Genomic DNA, 15,581 nt, shown 5'->3' with positions numbered 1-15,581 from the left:
TATTTAGAAGCGAACATGTTTCTATCACTGATTATTTAAATCTAGCGAAAAACCCCTTATCTTACAGGCGTTCGTTCAATTCTTTAGCAAGGTCTTCAAAGCCTGGTTTGCCTAGAAGTGCGAACATGTTTTTCTTGTAAGCTTCTACACCTGGTTGGTCGAATGGGTTGATGCCATTCAAGTAACCTGAAATACCTACAGCAATTTCAAAGAAGTACATTGTGTAACCCAATGTGTAAGCATCCATTTCTGGAATTTTGACTAGCAAGTTAGGTACGTCACCGTCTGTATGAGCAAGCAATGTTCCTTCAAATGCTTTTGTATTTACGAAGTCCACTTCTTTTCCTTGCAAGTAGCCTAGACCGTCTAAGTCTTCTGCTTGTTCAGGAATCGTGATTGATTTACGAGGTTTTTCAACTTTCACAACTGTTTCAAAAATGTTGCGGCGTCCTTCTTGGATGAATTGTCCTAAAGAGTGCAAATCAGTTGAGAAGTTTGCGCTTGAAGGATAGATGCCTTTTTGGTCTTTTCCTTCAGATTCGCCATACAATTGCTTCCACCATTCTGAGAAGTATTGCATTCCTGGTTCATAATTGATCAATAACTCAGTTACTTTGCCTTTACGGTAAAGAATGTTGCGCATTGCTGCGTATTGGTAAGCTTCGTTTTCTTCTAGTTTGTCGCTTGAATAAGCTTTGCTTGCATCAGCAGCTCCTTGCATCAATGCGTCGATATCTGCTCCACTAACAGCGATTGGTAACAAACCAACAGCAGTCAATACAGAGAAACGTCCGCCGATATCATCAGGAATCACGAAAGTTTCCCAACCTTCTGCATCTGCTTCTACTTTAACTGCACCTTTTGCTTTATCTGTTGTAGCGTAGATACGTTTGTTTGCTTCTTCTTGTCCGTATTTCTTAACAAGAAGCTCTTTGAATACACGGAAAGCAATCGCTGGTTCAGTAGTTGTTCCAGATTTTGAAATAACGTTTACTGAAAAGTCGCGATCACCGATTACTTCGATCAAATCAGCGATATATGTTGAGCTGATTGAATTTCCGGCAAAGAAGATTTGTGGTGCTTTGCGTGTGTCGCTATCTAATAGATTGAAGAATGTGTGATTCAAGAAGTCGATTGCTGCACGAGCGCCTAAATAAGAACCACCGATACCGATAACAACTAATACTTCAGAATCAGATTGGATTTTTTTAGCTGCTTCTTTGATACGTGCAAATTCTTCTTTGTCATAGTTCGTTGGTAAATCGATCCAACCGCGGAAGTCGCTTCCTGCGCCAGTTCCTTCCCGTAATTCGTTGTGGGCTGCTGTTACTTGGCTTTGCATGTACCCTAACTCATGTTCATTGACAAACGGTGCTACTTTTGAATAGTCAAAATGAATGTGTGCCATTTGTTCTCCTCCTTATAGGTTTACTCTACAGGTAATACTTTACGTTTTTTTTTATTATTTTTCAAGCAAATAAACAAAATGCTGACAATATTTCCAAGAAAGTTTCATTTTTTAAACTAAACCTTCTGCTGCCATTGCTTTGGCAACTTTTTCAAATCCAGCAACATTTGCTCCAAGAAGCAGATTTTTTTCGTCACCATACTCAGCAGCTGTTTGGCGACACGTATGGTAAATCTTTTCCATGATTTGATCCAGTTGCTCATCCACTTGTTCTCTTTCCCAAGTCAATCGTTGGGCGTTCTGACTCATTTCTAAAGCAGATACTGCCACTCCTCCAGCATTAGCAGCTTTTCCTGGACAATACCACACATCTGCTTCATGAAGAACAGAAACAGCTTTTACTGTACATGGCATATTAGCGCCCTCTGCTACGATTTTGATCCCATTTTCTACTAAGATTTCAGCCAAGCTTTCGTCTATTTCGTTTTGAGTGGCACATGGCAAAGCGATATCCGCCTTTTCTTTCAATGTCCAAACAGATTCTCCAGCATGATAAACAGCAGAAGGACGTTGGTTCGCGTATTCTGTTAAACGTTGGCGCTTGATTTCTTTGATTTCTTTCAATAGTGACACGTCTATTCCTTCTGGATCATAGATGTACCCGCTAGAATCTGAACATGTAACCACTTTTCCACCAAGTTCTTGCACTTTTTCGATTGCATAAATGGCTACATTCCCGCTTCCGGAAACAAAAACTGTTTTTTGATCAAATGAATCTTTTTCTTCGTTCAATAGATGTTTGACATAATAGACCAATCCATATCCAGTCGCTTCTGTACGTATCTTACTTCCCCAAAAATCCAGAGGTTTACCTGTCAACACACCAGTATCATATTTTTTCAATCGTTTATATTCGCCAAACAAATAACCGATCTCTCTAGCTCCTACACCGATATCTCCTGCAGGAACATCAATTGATGGCCCAATATGTTTTGACAATTCCAACATGAAACTTTGACAAAAACGCATGATTTCATTATCAGATTTCCCTTTAGGATCGAAATCACTCCCACCTTTTCCTCCGCCGATTGGCAGACCAGTTAAACTATTCTTGAAAATCTGTTCAAAAGCCAAAAATTTCAAGATACTTAGGTTGACACTGGGATGAAAGCGTAATCCACCTTTATAAGGGCCGATAGCTGAATTGTATTGGATACGGTAGCCTCTATTTACTCGCCAGTTTCCTTTATCATCTTGCCAAGGTACTCGAAATTGAATAATTCTTTCTGGTTCTGTTAAAAGTTCTAAAATATTCTTTTCGATATATTCGGGATGAGTGTCCAAAAAAGACATCACTGTGGGCATGAATTCATCGATTGCTTGCAAAAATTCTTCTTGTCCTTGATCCTTTTGATGTAGCTTTTCTTGAATTGCTTGAACATATTCTGTTGCGTTTGTCATCGTTCCACGCTCCTTTGCTTATCTTCCCTCATTTTAGCTCATTTTCTCTTTTGGCTCAAAACATTTTTTTCTGTTTTCTTTCTTCAAATATGCTACACTTTCCTTGAGGTGAGGGAATGGAAAAACTGTATGATGTGATCGTAGTCGGCGCTGGAACAAGCGGGATGATGGCAGCGATCAGTGCAGCTGAACAAGGCGCACGCGTACTTTTGATCGAAAAAAACAAAAAAGCAGGAAAAAAACTACTGATGACAGGTGGTGGTCGGTGCAACGTCACGAATAATCGTCCTGTTGATGATTTAATCGCACATATTCCTGGAAATGGAAATTTTTTATATAGTACATTTGCGCAATGGAATAATTTCGATATCATGAACTTCTTTGAATCACAAGGCGTACATTTAAAAGAAGAGGATCATGGACGGATGTTTCCTGTGACAAATAAATCAAAAACGATTATCGAAGCATTACTTAATCGTCTGAAAGAACTAGATGTGACGATCCTATTCTCTACTCGAGTAGAGAAATTGATCCACAAAGAACATAAAATTTACGGTATACGCACGGAATTCGAAGAGTTCCATGCTCCTGCCGTTATCTTAACAACTGGTGGGCGGACTTATCCCTCTACTGGTTCTACTGGAGATGGGTACAAGATCGTGAAGCGAGTGGGTCACACGGTGACGCCTCTGTATGCGACAGAGTCCCCCTTGATATCGGATGAACCGTATATTCAGGAGAAAACACTTCAAGGGCTTTCTTTACAGGACATCACTTTACGTGTTCTAAATAAAAAAGGCCGTGTATTGACTGAACATACGATGGATTTACTTTTCACCCATTTCGGTATTTCTGGTCCGGCTGCACTGCGTTGTTCAAGTTTCGTCAATAAAGAATTAGAGAAAACGGGAGAACCAGTGACACTTTCTCTGGATTGTTTTCCTACACAAACCAAACAAGAGCTTATTCATTTATTGACAGAAAAAAGTAAAGCCACCAAAAAGAACTTAGTAAATGCTTGGCATGGTCTATTACCTGAGCGATTGTTGGTTTTCTTTCTTGAGCGGCTTGAAATGGATAGCCTAACAGGACAACAAGCCTCTCAAAAACAAATTCAAGATTTCGTTCAATTATGCAAAGAGTTTAAGCTACCAATCAACAAGACTTTTCCTATTGAGAAATCATTTGTAACTGGCGGAGGGGTTTCTCTAAAGGAAATTCATCCTAAAACGTTGGAGAGTAAAATCATTGATGGTCTGTATTTTGCCGGAGAATTACTGGATGTCAATGGTTATACTGGCGGCTTTAATATCACAGCGGCTTTCGCTACAGGACATGTAGCAGGAAGGAATGCTGGGCAAAGAGCATAATGTATAAAAAAGAAAGAAGGAGACTGGGCAAACAACATCCCGGCCTCCTTCTTTCTTTTATACGTATGATTTATTGTTTTATATCTGCAAATTGTCCGCTCGTTAATGCACAGATATCTTGAGGAGCTAATTCCATCTGTAGCCCTCTTCTGCCAGCTGATACAATGATTTGATCATAGTTTTCTGCGATTTGATCTAAATAAGTAGGAAACAGTTTTTTCATTCCTATAGGCGAGCAGCCACCACGTATGTATCCGGTCGTTGCTTCCAAATCTTTCAAATGAAGCATTTCTACTTTTTTATTCCCTGAAACTTTTGCTAATTTTTTTAGATTCAATTCGGCTTCTCCTGGTATCACAGCAACAAGAGGCCCCGTCACATTGCCCACAGCAACCAGTGTTTTAAATATACGAGATTGGCTCTCTGGGAGCTGTTCTGCGACAGAGGACGCACTTAGGTGGTTTTCGTCCCATTCATATTCGTGTTCTGTATAGGGAATCTTTTTTTGTTCGACCATACGGATCGCATTCGTTTTTACTATTTTTTTCTTTGCCAAAAAATATCACCTCAAACTTGTTCTACAACGGTTCATTTAATAATTGGATAATTTGCTTCAATGCTTTGACCGGTAATTGTCCTGGAGCAGAAGCATTGCTTAAGGAACCAAACGTCATGACGGATCCTGTCGTTCCGCCAGCCAGACGAGAAATTTTTCCCAGATCGCCCATAGACATCGTAATGATAGGCATGGAGACAAAAGCATTTGCCCGTCTAGTCAACTCCATCAACCGCAAAACATCTCGTTCATTATTGGGAGTCACTGCCAACTTTCCGATATCAGCGCCAAAATGTTCCATGACATTCAGTCGGTAAAGCAAGACAGGGTCAGCTGGTGTTTCTTTAAAATCATGACTACTGATAATTAAAGGAATGTTTAAAGACTTGATTTCCTCTATCAGTCCTTTTCCTAGACTTTCTACTTTGAACAACTCGATATCGACCATATCTACTAATCCTGTGTGTATCACATGTTCATAGAGGTCGCGATACTGACGGATCGAAATGTCTTGTTCTCCGCCTTCAGCTAAGGTACGAAACGTAAATAATAACGGCAGTCCATCAAGCATCTCATGGATAAGAACCAATGTTTCTGCAACTTCATCAAAAGAAAAAACCTTACGATAATGATCGACTCGCCATTCTACTAAGTCGGCCCCTGCTTCACGTGCAAGAACTGCTTCACGTAATACTTCCTCTCGGACGGCTCCGATAAGAGGCGCACAAATCTTTGGTCTACCGCTTCCTATATTCAATCCCTTTATCCGAACCACTCTGCATCGCTCCTTCTAATGGTTATTTTTAATTTGATAAACAAACACTTTCAGATAATTACCTTCTAAAAAGGTATCCGTCGTCTGGAAATCTTTTGGCAAACGATATAAAGCAAGTTGTTCAAAAGAAACATTCTTGGCATGGAATTCCTCTTCGATCATTGTTTGGAATTGTTCGATCGAGACATTTGCAGCATTTGTAGACGCAATAAGTATCCCATTTTCTGCTAAAATATCCAGACTATCCTTGACCAGTTCCCCATAATCTTTTGCTACGCGAAAGACTTTTTTCTTGTTTCTGGCAAAACTTGGTGGATCCAACACAATCATGTCATATAAAAATTGTTTTCTTTTTGCGTATTTGAAATACTCGAATACGTCCATAACAATGATTTTTTGCTGATCGACATCCAGGCCATTCACTTCAAACTGTTCTTGTGTTTTTTTCAAACTGCGTTTTGCTAGATCGACACTTGTCGTTTCGATTGCCCCTCCCATTGCGGCAGCAACAGAAAAGGCGCCGGTATAACTAAACATGTTCAAAACTGTTTTCCCAGAAGCGAAACCTTTTGCCAATGATCCCCGTACTTCTTTTTGGTCTAGAAAGATACCAGTCATTAATCCTTCATTTAAATAAACGGCAAATTTTATTCCGTTTTCTTTTACGATCAAGGGCTCCGGTGCCTCTTTTCCGTAAATGAACTGGCTCTCAGGCAGATTCACTGATTCAAAACGAATTTTCTCATATCCACCGATGATTTCCGGATAGATTTCACGAAAAGCTTGAATCAATAATTCACGATGTGTATATAACGTCTCGTTATACCAAGAAAAAACAGCATAACCTGCATAATAATCAATAATCAGACCGCCGATTCCGTCTCCTTCTCCATTGAATATACGAAAAGCGGTAGTAGAATCATCTGAAAAAAAGAAAGTTCTTTTTTCTTTTGACTTCACAAAAAGTTCTTCAAAAAATGATTGATCAAATGGGATATCCTGCTGGCTCAGTACCCAACCGATCCCTTTATTCTGCTTTCCTAAATATCCTTTTGCGATAAATTGATTTTGCGGATCAACTAATTCCACCCATTGCGTGGTTTCTTTTTGAGGATGTGCAAGGTCTTCTTTTTGGATCAATGGATAGCCTTTTTTCAATCGACTGCTTGCTCTTTTTTTTACTTGTACTTTCATTCCTTCACCTGCTTTAGCTTTCTCTTCTCAAGTATAACAAAAAACATAGGTCTTGTCTTACTGCTTCTTTTTCATCAAGCTTAAAGAAAACCTTAATGAAACAGCACAAAGTTCTGGTTTCAATTGACACTATATTGTCATACTAGTAAAATAAATGAGAATAAGTGAGCTGTGTAACATGGTTTCATGGCACTTCTGTGATTAAGAAGTGCAGAAAGGAAGATTATCTTGAAATATATAAAAACACCTGCCTTTTTGAATAAGAGGCTCGGATTTTTTTCTTTACTAGTCGTTTTACTTTGGTTGAAAACGATTTTTGCCTATTTGGTTGATTTCCATCTCGGAATTGAAAGTGGCATTCAATACTTTATCTTATTTATCAATCCTATTGCAACTACACTGTTATTACTTGGAATTGCTCTTTATATCAGACGCCCTAGAGTTGCTTATATCACGATAATGGTCATTTATTTTCTTTTGACGTTGCTTGTTTTTTCGAATGTCACTTATTATCGAGAATTCACGGACTTCATTACGATCAACACGATTTTAGGTGCTGGGAAAGTAGCAAGTGGTCTGGGAGAAAGTGCCATTCGACTGTTTCGCCCATATGACGTGATCTATTGGATCGATTTCATTATCTTGACTGTCCTACTGATCGCCAAAAAAATCAAGTTGGACCCTCGTCCGATTCGAGCAAGAATGGCTTTTGCAATCTCTACATTAGCCGTTATGATTTTCTCAGGAAATCTTTTTATGGCGGAAGCTGATCGTCCAGAATTATTGACTCGTACATTCTCTCGGGATTATTTGGTCAAATATCTTGGCTTGAATGCTTTCATGGTTTACGACGGCGTTCAAACTTACCAGACAAACCAAGTGCGGGCAGAAGCAAGCCCCAATGATATGAAAGAAGTAGAAAATTATGTAAAAGAACATTACGCAGCACCAAATGATGATTTGTTTGGACTTGCTAAAGGAAAAAATGTGATTTATATCCATTTAGAAAGCTTCCAACAATTCTTGATCGATTATAAATTGACAGATGAGAATGGTGTCCAACATGAAGTTACACCTTTCATCAATAGTCTTTATCACAGCAATAGCACGTTCAGTTTTGACAACTTTTTCCATCAAGTAAAAGCAGGAAAAACAAGTGATGCGGAAACGCTGATGGAAAATTCATTGTTTGGCTTGAATCAAGGCTCCTTGTTCACACAATTAGGCGGAAAAAATACTTTCCAAGCTGCACCTGATATTTTAAGTCAAACAGAAGGCTACACAAGTGCAGTGTTCCATGGGAACGCCGGCACATTCTGGAATCGAAACGAGACCTATAAGAATTTAGGATATGATTATTTCTTCGATTCTTCTTATTATGACGTTAATGATGACAATTCGTTCCAATACGGTTTGCATGATAAACCATTTTTCCAACAATCTGTACAATACTTGGAACGTCTGCAACAACCATTTTATTCAAAATTCATTGCTGTATCTAACCATTATCCTTATTCGAAATTCACCAATGACGAAGCTGGATTCCCGTTAGCCAATACAAACGATGAAACGATTAACGGTTACTTCGCGACAGCTAATTATTTAGACACTGCCGTACAAGAATTCTTCAACTATTTGAAAGAAAGCGGCTTGTATGATAATTCAGTTATCGTTCTTTACGGTGACCATTATGGTGTCTCGAATTCTAGAAATAAAAATCTAGCTGAACTAGTTGGAAAAACGAGTTCTACTTGGACTAATTATGACAATGCACAAATGCAGCGTGTCCCTTATATGATTCATATTCCTGGACAAACACAAGGCGGGATCAATCACACTTATGGCGGCCAAGTTGATGCTTTGCCTACGCTGCTCCATTTACTAGGTGTAGATACAAAAAATTATATTCAGTTAGGACAAGATCTATTCTCGAAAGATCATGAACAGCTTGTTTCTTTCCGTGATGGCGATTTTGTTACTCCAAAATATACTTACTACGGTGGTACCATCTACAGTAACGAAACTGGTGAGGCCATTACTGAACCTACTGAGGAAGTACAAAATGAAATTGATTCACTCAAAGAAAAAGTTGATAAACAGTTAGCTGTTTCTGATCAAATCAATAACGGTGATCTTCTTCGGTTCTATACGAATAGTGGATTAGACCCAATTGATACCAGTGATTATGACTACAAGAATAGCTTAGAGAAATTAAAAGAAGCTGAAAAATCTCTAGGTGACAAATCAACTAGTGTCTTTAGTCAACACAACGGACAATCAACTGTTGATCTTTATAAAACTCAAACGTATCAAGAACTTCACGGAACGACCACAAGTTCTTCCGAATGACAAAACAAATCTGAAAGGAGCTGTGACAAATATCTTGTCGCAGCTCTTTTTTCAAAACCTCTTGCTTTTTGCAAGAGGTTTCCTGGTTTTGGTTTTAATTCGTGATTTTACTAAAGGAATTTCATACTTTATTCATATTCATTTTTTATACTTTTTATAGAGGTGAAAAGTATGAAAATGATCCGCTATGCTACTGCTCGATTAATTTATTACAAAAAGCAGACAATACTCTATTGTTTATTTTCAAGCTTTTCTGCTTTTTTATTGATAGCATGCCTGACTCTTTACCATTTGCAATCGGCTTTAGCGAATCAAGTCCAAGATCGGCTTTCATTTATCGGTGCTTCTGCATCTACGGCGCTTCTTCCGGCTTTAGAATTAGCTAGCCGATTTTATCTAAAAGGCATATTCAGTTTATTTTTTCTGTTTGCCTTCTTTTTTATCTTTTTCTTTTACTATTCACTCAGGCAAAACCAGCAAGAATTGATGAATTGGCGCCTGACTGGTCTTTCTAAAGCCAAACTGTTCCTTTTTATTTTTTGGCAGCTGTTCTTTCCTCTCTTTCTTTGTTGTATCTTGGTTTTATTGTGGATCGTCAGCTTCCAGTCGGTTTATGAAACACTGCTTCAAAGGATCAATTTTCTTGTCTTAAAGACTGCTGAGCTGCCAGATATCCGTGATATCTTGACTTCAGTAAGCGGACTTACGATTCCGATGGATCAGCAGACTTTCTTTACTATTGATTTTCAAAATGATCTGTTTTTCACAGATATTCTTAGAGGCTTTGCCCAAACACTTGTTGGACTTAGCGGGTGCTGTCTGATTCTCAGCCTATTCCCATTCACTTTTTTTATCCATCACTTGCAAAGCAGGAGGCCTAAACGTAATGAAACCTGAATATTTGATTAACGCTGACCATTTGACCGTTATCTTGTGTCCCCTCGAAAAACAGGATAAGATATTAGAGCACTTAAAAAAAGAAGTTCTAGTTGCTAATCTGGAAAATTTCGCCATCGTTCAAAAAGATTGGCCAATGTTTCCTTACCTAAAGCTCAAAGACCATGTACTGTTAGATTTACCAGAAAAGGGAATCAAACAAGATCGTTTAGCCTATCAAGAAAAACTTGATATCTCTTCTTCATTACTTAATTGTGCGGCGACTGAGCTTACGCCTTTTGAGAAAGTAAAGCTTCAATTGCTTCATGCGTTGCTTTCCAAACGAAACAATATTGTTATTGAAGACACCTTTGATGAACTTAGTATATTGGAGATCCAAGAACTGCTCCACTTGCTTTCTTATTTAGCTCATGAAGAAAATCAAGGTATTTTACTCTTTACGCATGACGCTACTATTGCTCAAAGTCCTTACATTGATCGTTTAGAGCCTGCGGGTTAAATCAGTCATTTTATTATAAGAAAACAAGCGATATAGAAGATCGATTCATGATCTTTTATATCACTTGTTTTTTTACTCTTCTTTGATTTCTACGTCAGGCAAACGAACAGTGAATTTCGTTCCTTTTCCCAGTTCGCTTTCTACTTCTAATTTTCCTTTATGCAGGCGAACAAGCTGTTGCACGATTGGTAAACCTAATCCTGATTCACCATATTTTGTATTTTTTCTTGAAGGATCTACTTTATAATAGCGATCCCAGATACTTTTCATTTGTTGTTCAGACATTCCAATTCCCGTATCTTCGATCGTGATGATCGTTTCAAGATAACCTTTTTCCAGGGTGACCATGATTTGGCCGTTTTCGGTAAATTGTATCGCGTTTTGAATAATATTGACCATGATTTGGACAAAACGGTCATAATCAGCGTAAACATCGATATCATCATCAGCTTTCAGTATCAACGTATCCCCTGCTGCCTCTGCTTTAGCTTCTAACTGGGCAACAATATTCCTCAATGTTTCTGTACCATTGAATTTTTTTATGACCATACTGATTTGATTCGTACGGATTTTTTCATAATCCAAATTTTCATTCACTAAACGGATCAGACGCTCTGTTTCATTCTTCATCAATTTAATCGCATTTTCTCGCTGATTCTCAGGGATTGCATTGTATTCCAACCCTTCCAGAAGACCGTTGATTGTCGTAAGAGGTGTTCTCATCTCATGGGAAGCATCTGCCATGAATTGTCTTCGACGATTTTCTTGTTCTTCGATTTCTGCTTGAGATTCTTTCAGTGAATTCGTCATTTTATTGAAATCATCTGCTAACTCATCAAATTCATCTTTATCATGTACGGGAAGCTGTACATCAAAATTGCCATTCGTCACTTCTTTCGTCGCATTCCTTAAACGATTGATCCGCTTGACTTGGAATGCTGCAAAAGCATAACTGGCAATGACCGCCACAATACTGGAAAAAATGAAACCTTTGAACAGGTTCAGTGTAATTGGACGAACACTGTTATCGATATTTCGCGCAGGTTGACTGACTACAAGTGCTCCATAGAATTCATGATTCAAATTGAATGGTACAAGTGCGTAAGAGGTCGCCTGTGCTTGCCCTAAAATGTTTTTATTCGATGTGAATTTCTCTTGACGCCCACTCCTCAGATTTTTCCATTGATCCGTTGTTAAGGTAAAGTTCAGCAATGCTGTATTGGTCGGATAAATGACACGTTCATTTTTGTCGATGAATATAAAATTCACATTTTGTTCTGTCAGTACTTGCTCCGTCAGCAGCAATGCATTTTGAAATGCCTGATCTTGACTAAACTGCGGAAGTGTATCGGCATAGGTTTGCGTTGTCTTTTCAACTGATTCAGCGTATCCAAACAGTTGCTGATAATTGTTTTCTTCAATCGTCTGTTTTGTCAGTTGCGTAAAAGAAACTCCGACGATCAATAAGATCAACGCGACCATTCCGCAAAAAGCTAAGAGTTGCTGATACAAATAACGCATTAGGCAACACCAGAATCATCAAATTTGTAGCCGACTCCCCAAACAGTTTGGATAACTTGTGGTCCGACCTTTTCAATTTTTTGACGCAATTTCTTGATATGGGCATCTACTGTCCGTTCATCACCAAAATACTGGTAATCCCAGACTAGTTCAAGCAACTGTTCCCGAGAAAATACTTGTCGTGGTTTTTTTGCTAAAGTAAACAATAGATCGAATTCTTTAGGCGTCAAGCCTTCGATGGGCCGATTGTCCAGATATGCTTCTCGTGTTTTCGTATTCATCTTGAAATGACTGGTCTCAATATCAAAATGGTCATCTGAAACCGCTGCTTCTTCTCTTGCTTCTGCCAACTCGCTACGGCGATGTAAAGCTTTCATTCGAGCAATAAGCGTCAGCGGACTGAAAGGTTTTGTCACATAATCATCTGCCCCCATCTCCAAGCCGATCACCTGATCACTTTCAGAATCTCTAGCTGTCAGCATGATAATCGGCACTGTGCTTGAAACTTTGCGGATTTCTCTTCCTACTAGCATGCCGTCCATTGTAGGCAAATTCAAGTCCAATGTAATCATGTCCCAGTGTTGGGGGTTTTCTAAAAAGGCGTCAAGCCCTTCTTTTCCATCATACTTGAAGGTTGCTTCCCAACCTTCATTTAAGAAAAACATCTGCATCATTTCAGAAACAGATTGATTATCTTCAATCATTAAAATATTCATTATCGTTCCCTCCAGTTTCCAGGTCATATCTCTGTAATTTTTTTTCTGTCATAATAAAAATGGGCATAATTGGAAATACCAATAATAGCATTTCGATCAAAAAATAATTCGTATGTCCAGATATCTTTAAATAATAACCAATCAATGTCATCAGTAAGCCCATAAGGAAAAACCAGTTCCCGCTTGTCTTTTGTGCTAGTCGCCAATGAGCGTCTGTTTTTGCGGCAAGAGGCGAATGGTACCCATAAAAAGGCAGGTTTCCTTTTGAGGGCAGAATCCGAAAAAGACTGCCAATTATTAAGAATAAGATACCAATACTGAAAAAAATCATTCTTTCCCTCCTAAATTCTCTTCTTATAGTATACTCTATATTGTTGACTGAACCAATATGTTCAGGAATTCTTCACGAAAGGTTTGTCTTTTGTTCATTCTTTGCTAAGATAAACTTATTCCAATAAAAAAGGAGTTTTATTTGTGTCAAATTATCGTGCAATCACTTTCTTTGATCTTGATGGAACATTACTAGATGCGAAGTCAAAAATCACACCCGAAGTGGCAAAAGCTATGAACGCATTAAAAGAAAACAACGTTCTTCCCGTCATCGCCACAGGACGTACAGAAGCAGAAATCCACTCGATTATGGAAGACGCGGGCATTACTTCTGCGGTCACCATGAACGGTTCTTTCATTCGAGTAAACGGTGAAGAAATCTACTCTCAAACATTTTCTTCAGAAGAATGTCAAAAAATGTATGATCATGTACAGTTGAATGGGCACGAACTTTCTTACTATAACGACCAGAAAATCTGGTGTACCGGTCATAGTCAAACAATGATCGATGCTTATGACTTTATCCATTCAGATGTGCCGGAAATAGATCCTCTAGGCTTTAAAGACAATACAGTAAATATGTTACTTATCTTATCTCAATCGGGTGACGAATACTATCATGAACATTTTCCTGAGCTAACTTTTTATCGGAATGGTCCTTACTCGATTGATACAGTGAAGAAAGGAATCTCAAAAGGCGCAGGTGTCAAACGACTGAAAAAAGAACTTCAATTAGAAGAAGTTCCTACTTTTGGATTTGGCGATGGTCCGAATGATTTTGCCTTGTTGGAAGCTTGCGACAACAAAATCGCTATGGGCAATGCCTATGATGGATTAAAAGAGCTTTCTACTTTCATCACAAAGAAAAATACAGAAGGCGGGATTGTCCACGCATTGAAGCATTTTGATCTGATTTAAGGATATTTTTTCGAAACTGGACCCTTTCTAAAAAAATCACTTATTTTTTCTTAAGAAAGGGCCAGTTTTATATAAATACTGGGGTATCATCCGCTTTTTTATTGAATTTATCCCAAGATGTGCTATACTGATTTTGTATGAAAAATACACGTAACCCTTGTTAGCTAACGGGGACGTTACGGATTCGACAGGCACAGTCGAGCTTGAATTGCGTTTCGTAGGTTACGTCTACGTAAAAACGTTACAGTTAAATATAACTGCTAAAAACGAAAACAACTCTTACGCTTTAGCTGCCTAAAAACAGTTAGCGTAGATCCTCTCGGCATCGCCCATGTGCTCGAGTAAGGGTCCTAACTTTAGTGGGATACGTTTCAACTTTCCGTCTGTAAGTTGAAAAAGAGAGTATCAGACTAGCGATACAGAATGCCTGTCACTCGGCAAGCTGTAAAGCGAAGCCTCAAATGAGTTGACTATGAACGTAGATTTTTAAGTGGCGATGTGTTTGGACGCGGGTTCGACTCCCGCCGTCTCCATATATGTATGGTTGAGACTAATAGATACTGTGAAAAACGTTGATAAATCAACGTTTTTTTATTTTGGCTTAAAAAAATTTGAATTTTTTGCTTTTTATTTAACAATTAAAATTTCGCTTATATTGTCACACTTAGTTTTTCTTCGTCAACAGTCTTTCCTTCAATAATTTTCTTTATATATTTATCCGTTTTAACTTTATTAGTTCCTATAAAAAAATACCAATCAAAAATTACCATAAATAATGAGTATTTATTTAGAAAACATTAGAAATAACCAGTAAAATGAACGGCCAATTGTACTTTTACTGGTCATTTATAGAATTTTTTTAAGGAGATAGAATATTATTAATACGTGACACTTCCATTTATGTCAAATGTGTTGGCCCGCTCATTACTTTCAAATCGAAGAAAATACGTGCCAGAAGTTAATGAACTTGTGAAAGTACCGTTGCTAGTTCCAGAAAAATTCCTAGAAGAAACTATAGTTGAGCCTATCAGATTCTGCCGTGCAATAGCAACATTCAACATAGTAGATGCTCCAGCACTCCGTCTAGTTTGATTATGCCTAACAGTATACGAACGTGTAGTTGAAGTAGACCAACTGTTGACAGATCTCCATGACCAAATACCAGTCCCACTATATGTCATAATGGTGGTATCGTTTACAATTGTTGCAGAAAAAAAACTTAGTATTAAAAATGCGAGCGATAGTTTTTTACATATATTTTTCATAGTATAGCTCCTTTATGTTTTTTTTATAATAATAGTAACAAATTGAAAGGAGAATTCTACTATTAATAGCATAAAAATTAAAATAAAATTGTTATTTTTAAATGTTTCATTACTATGTTTATCGTTTTTGTTTTCCAGGTGGTTTTACATGAAATATCTTTATTTTTACTCACTCTCTATTTTTCCTCCTAGTGGAGATGTTGATTTTTGGATTCCATTTATCCAAATAATAATTATTACTTTTTTTCTCTATATTTTTTTACTAAGTTTTTTTACAAAGAAAATTTATAAGGAAGTAATCATTGGATTTTATATTCTCGCG

Annotated in this window: 13 protein-coding genes and 1 other RNA gene; 6 read left to right on the top strand and 8 right to left on the bottom strand. The window is 37.9% G+C overall.

Going from position 1 to position 15,581, the window contains the following annotated elements; translation table 11 throughout:
- Positions 1-61: 61 nt before the first annotated feature.
- The gene (locus AB3I27_RS00070) at positions 62-1,408 is read right to left on the bottom strand and encodes a glucose-6-phosphate isomerase (protein ID WP_002290415.1); all 1,347 of its coding nucleotides are present in this window, start codon (positions 1,406-1,408) and stop codon (positions 62-64) included.
- Positions 1,409-1,519: 111 nt separating this feature from the next.
- A complete protein-coding gene (gdhA, locus tag AB3I27_RS00065; protein WP_002308828.1) occupies positions 1,520-2,869 on the bottom strand; it encodes an NADP-specific glutamate dehydrogenase in 1,350 nt (449 codons plus the stop codon).
- Positions 2,870-2,985: 116 nt separating this feature from the next.
- Between gdhA and AB3I27_RS00060 the strand changes: the two genes are divergently transcribed.
- Entirely contained in the window at positions 2,986-4,239 is a 1,254-nt protein-coding gene (locus AB3I27_RS00060) for an NAD(P)/FAD-dependent oxidoreductase (protein WP_002336491.1), read from the top strand.
- Between the two features lie 70 nt (positions 4,240-4,309).
- Here the strand turns inward: AB3I27_RS00060 and ybaK are convergent, their stop codons facing one another.
- Genes ybaK through AB3I27_RS00045 form a run of 3 tightly spaced genes read right to left on the bottom strand, consistent with a single transcriptional unit; the run spans position 4,310 to position 6,764 of the window.
- Positions 4,310-4,795, bottom strand: coding sequence for a Cys-tRNA(Pro) deacylase (gene ybaK / locus AB3I27_RS00055; RefSeq protein WP_002290411.1), 486 nt, complete (start codon positions 4,793-4,795; stop codon positions 4,310-4,312).
- A 22-nt stretch (positions 4,796-4,817) separates the two neighbouring features.
- A complete protein-coding gene (gene aroD / locus AB3I27_RS00050) occupies positions 4,818-5,570 on the bottom strand; it encodes a type I 3-dehydroquinate dehydratase (protein WP_002308824.1) in 753 nt (250 codons plus the stop codon).
- 15 nt (positions 5,571-5,585) lie between these two features.
- Positions 5,586-6,764 carry a class I SAM-dependent rRNA methyltransferase gene (locus tag AB3I27_RS00045; RefSeq protein ID WP_368022874.1) on the bottom strand — a complete coding sequence of 393 codons (1,179 nt, stop codon included), beginning with the start codon at positions 6,762-6,764 and terminating at the stop codon, positions 5,586-5,588.
- 228 nt (positions 6,765-6,992) lie between these two features.
- Between AB3I27_RS00045 and AB3I27_RS00040 the strand changes: the two genes are divergently transcribed.
- From AB3I27_RS00040 to AB3I27_RS00030, 3 genes are all read left to right on the top strand, one after another.
- Positions 6,993-9,113 (top strand): LTA synthase family protein, encoded by a 2,121-nt coding sequence (locus AB3I27_RS00040; RefSeq protein ID WP_104760457.1) that lies wholly within the window; start codon positions 6,993-6,995, stop codon positions 9,111-9,113.
- A gap of 171 nt (positions 9,114-9,284) precedes the next feature.
- The gene (locus tag AB3I27_RS00035) at positions 9,285-10,010 is read left to right on the top strand and encodes an FtsX-like permease family protein (RefSeq protein WP_002316381.1); all 726 of its coding nucleotides are present in this window, start codon (positions 9,285-9,287) and stop codon (positions 10,008-10,010) included.
- Positions 10,000-10,509 (top strand): hypothetical protein, encoded by a 510-nt coding sequence (locus AB3I27_RS00030; RefSeq protein WP_002308814.1) that lies wholly within the window; start codon positions 10,000-10,002, stop codon positions 10,507-10,509. Before AB3I27_RS00035 ends, AB3I27_RS00030 begins: the two co-directional genes overlap by 11 nt.
- A gap of 72 nt (positions 10,510-10,581) precedes the next feature.
- Here AB3I27_RS00030 and AB3I27_RS00025 read toward each other — a convergent pair whose 3' ends face one another.
- Genes AB3I27_RS00025 through AB3I27_RS00015 form a run of 3 tightly spaced genes read right to left on the bottom strand, consistent with a single transcriptional unit; the run spans position 10,582 to position 13,077 of the window.
- On the bottom strand, positions 10,582-12,030 hold the full coding sequence (locus AB3I27_RS00025) for a HAMP domain-containing sensor histidine kinase (RefSeq protein ID WP_002313582.1): 1,449 nt from the start codon (positions 12,028-12,030) through the stop codon (positions 10,582-10,584).
- The gene (locus tag AB3I27_RS00020) at positions 12,030-12,746 is read right to left on the bottom strand and encodes a response regulator transcription factor (protein ID WP_002290404.1); all 717 of its coding nucleotides are present in this window, start codon (positions 12,744-12,746) and stop codon (positions 12,030-12,032) included. The genes AB3I27_RS00025 and AB3I27_RS00020 overlap by 1 nt, the downstream gene beginning before the upstream one ends.
- Positions 12,727-13,077, bottom strand: a complete 351-nt coding sequence (locus AB3I27_RS00015) for an SdpI family protein (RefSeq protein ID WP_002308810.1) — start codon at positions 13,075-13,077, stop codon at positions 12,727-12,729. Before AB3I27_RS00015 ends, AB3I27_RS00020 begins: the two co-directional genes overlap by 20 nt.
- 143 nt (positions 13,078-13,220) lie before the next feature.
- Here AB3I27_RS00015 and AB3I27_RS00010 point away from each other — a divergent pair, with 143 nt between their 5' ends.
- Both AB3I27_RS00010 and ssrA read left to right on the top strand, forming a co-directional pair.
- Positions 13,221-13,994 (top strand): Cof-type HAD-IIB family hydrolase, encoded by a 774-nt coding sequence (locus AB3I27_RS00010; RefSeq protein ID WP_002290402.1) that lies wholly within the window; start codon positions 13,221-13,223, stop codon positions 13,992-13,994.
- 169 nt (positions 13,995-14,163) lie between these two features.
- Positions 14,164-14,530: a transfer-messenger RNA gene (gene ssrA / locus AB3I27_RS00005) on the top strand.
- Positions 14,531-15,581 lie beyond the last annotated feature (1,051 nt).

It is taken from the genome of Enterococcus sp. C46 (assembly GCF_040887565.1).
GTDB classification, from domain to species: domain Bacteria; phylum Bacillota; class Bacilli; order Lactobacillales; family Enterococcaceae; genus Enterococcus_B; species Enterococcus_B lactis.
This window is presented reverse-complemented; position numbering and strand designations above follow the sequence as displayed.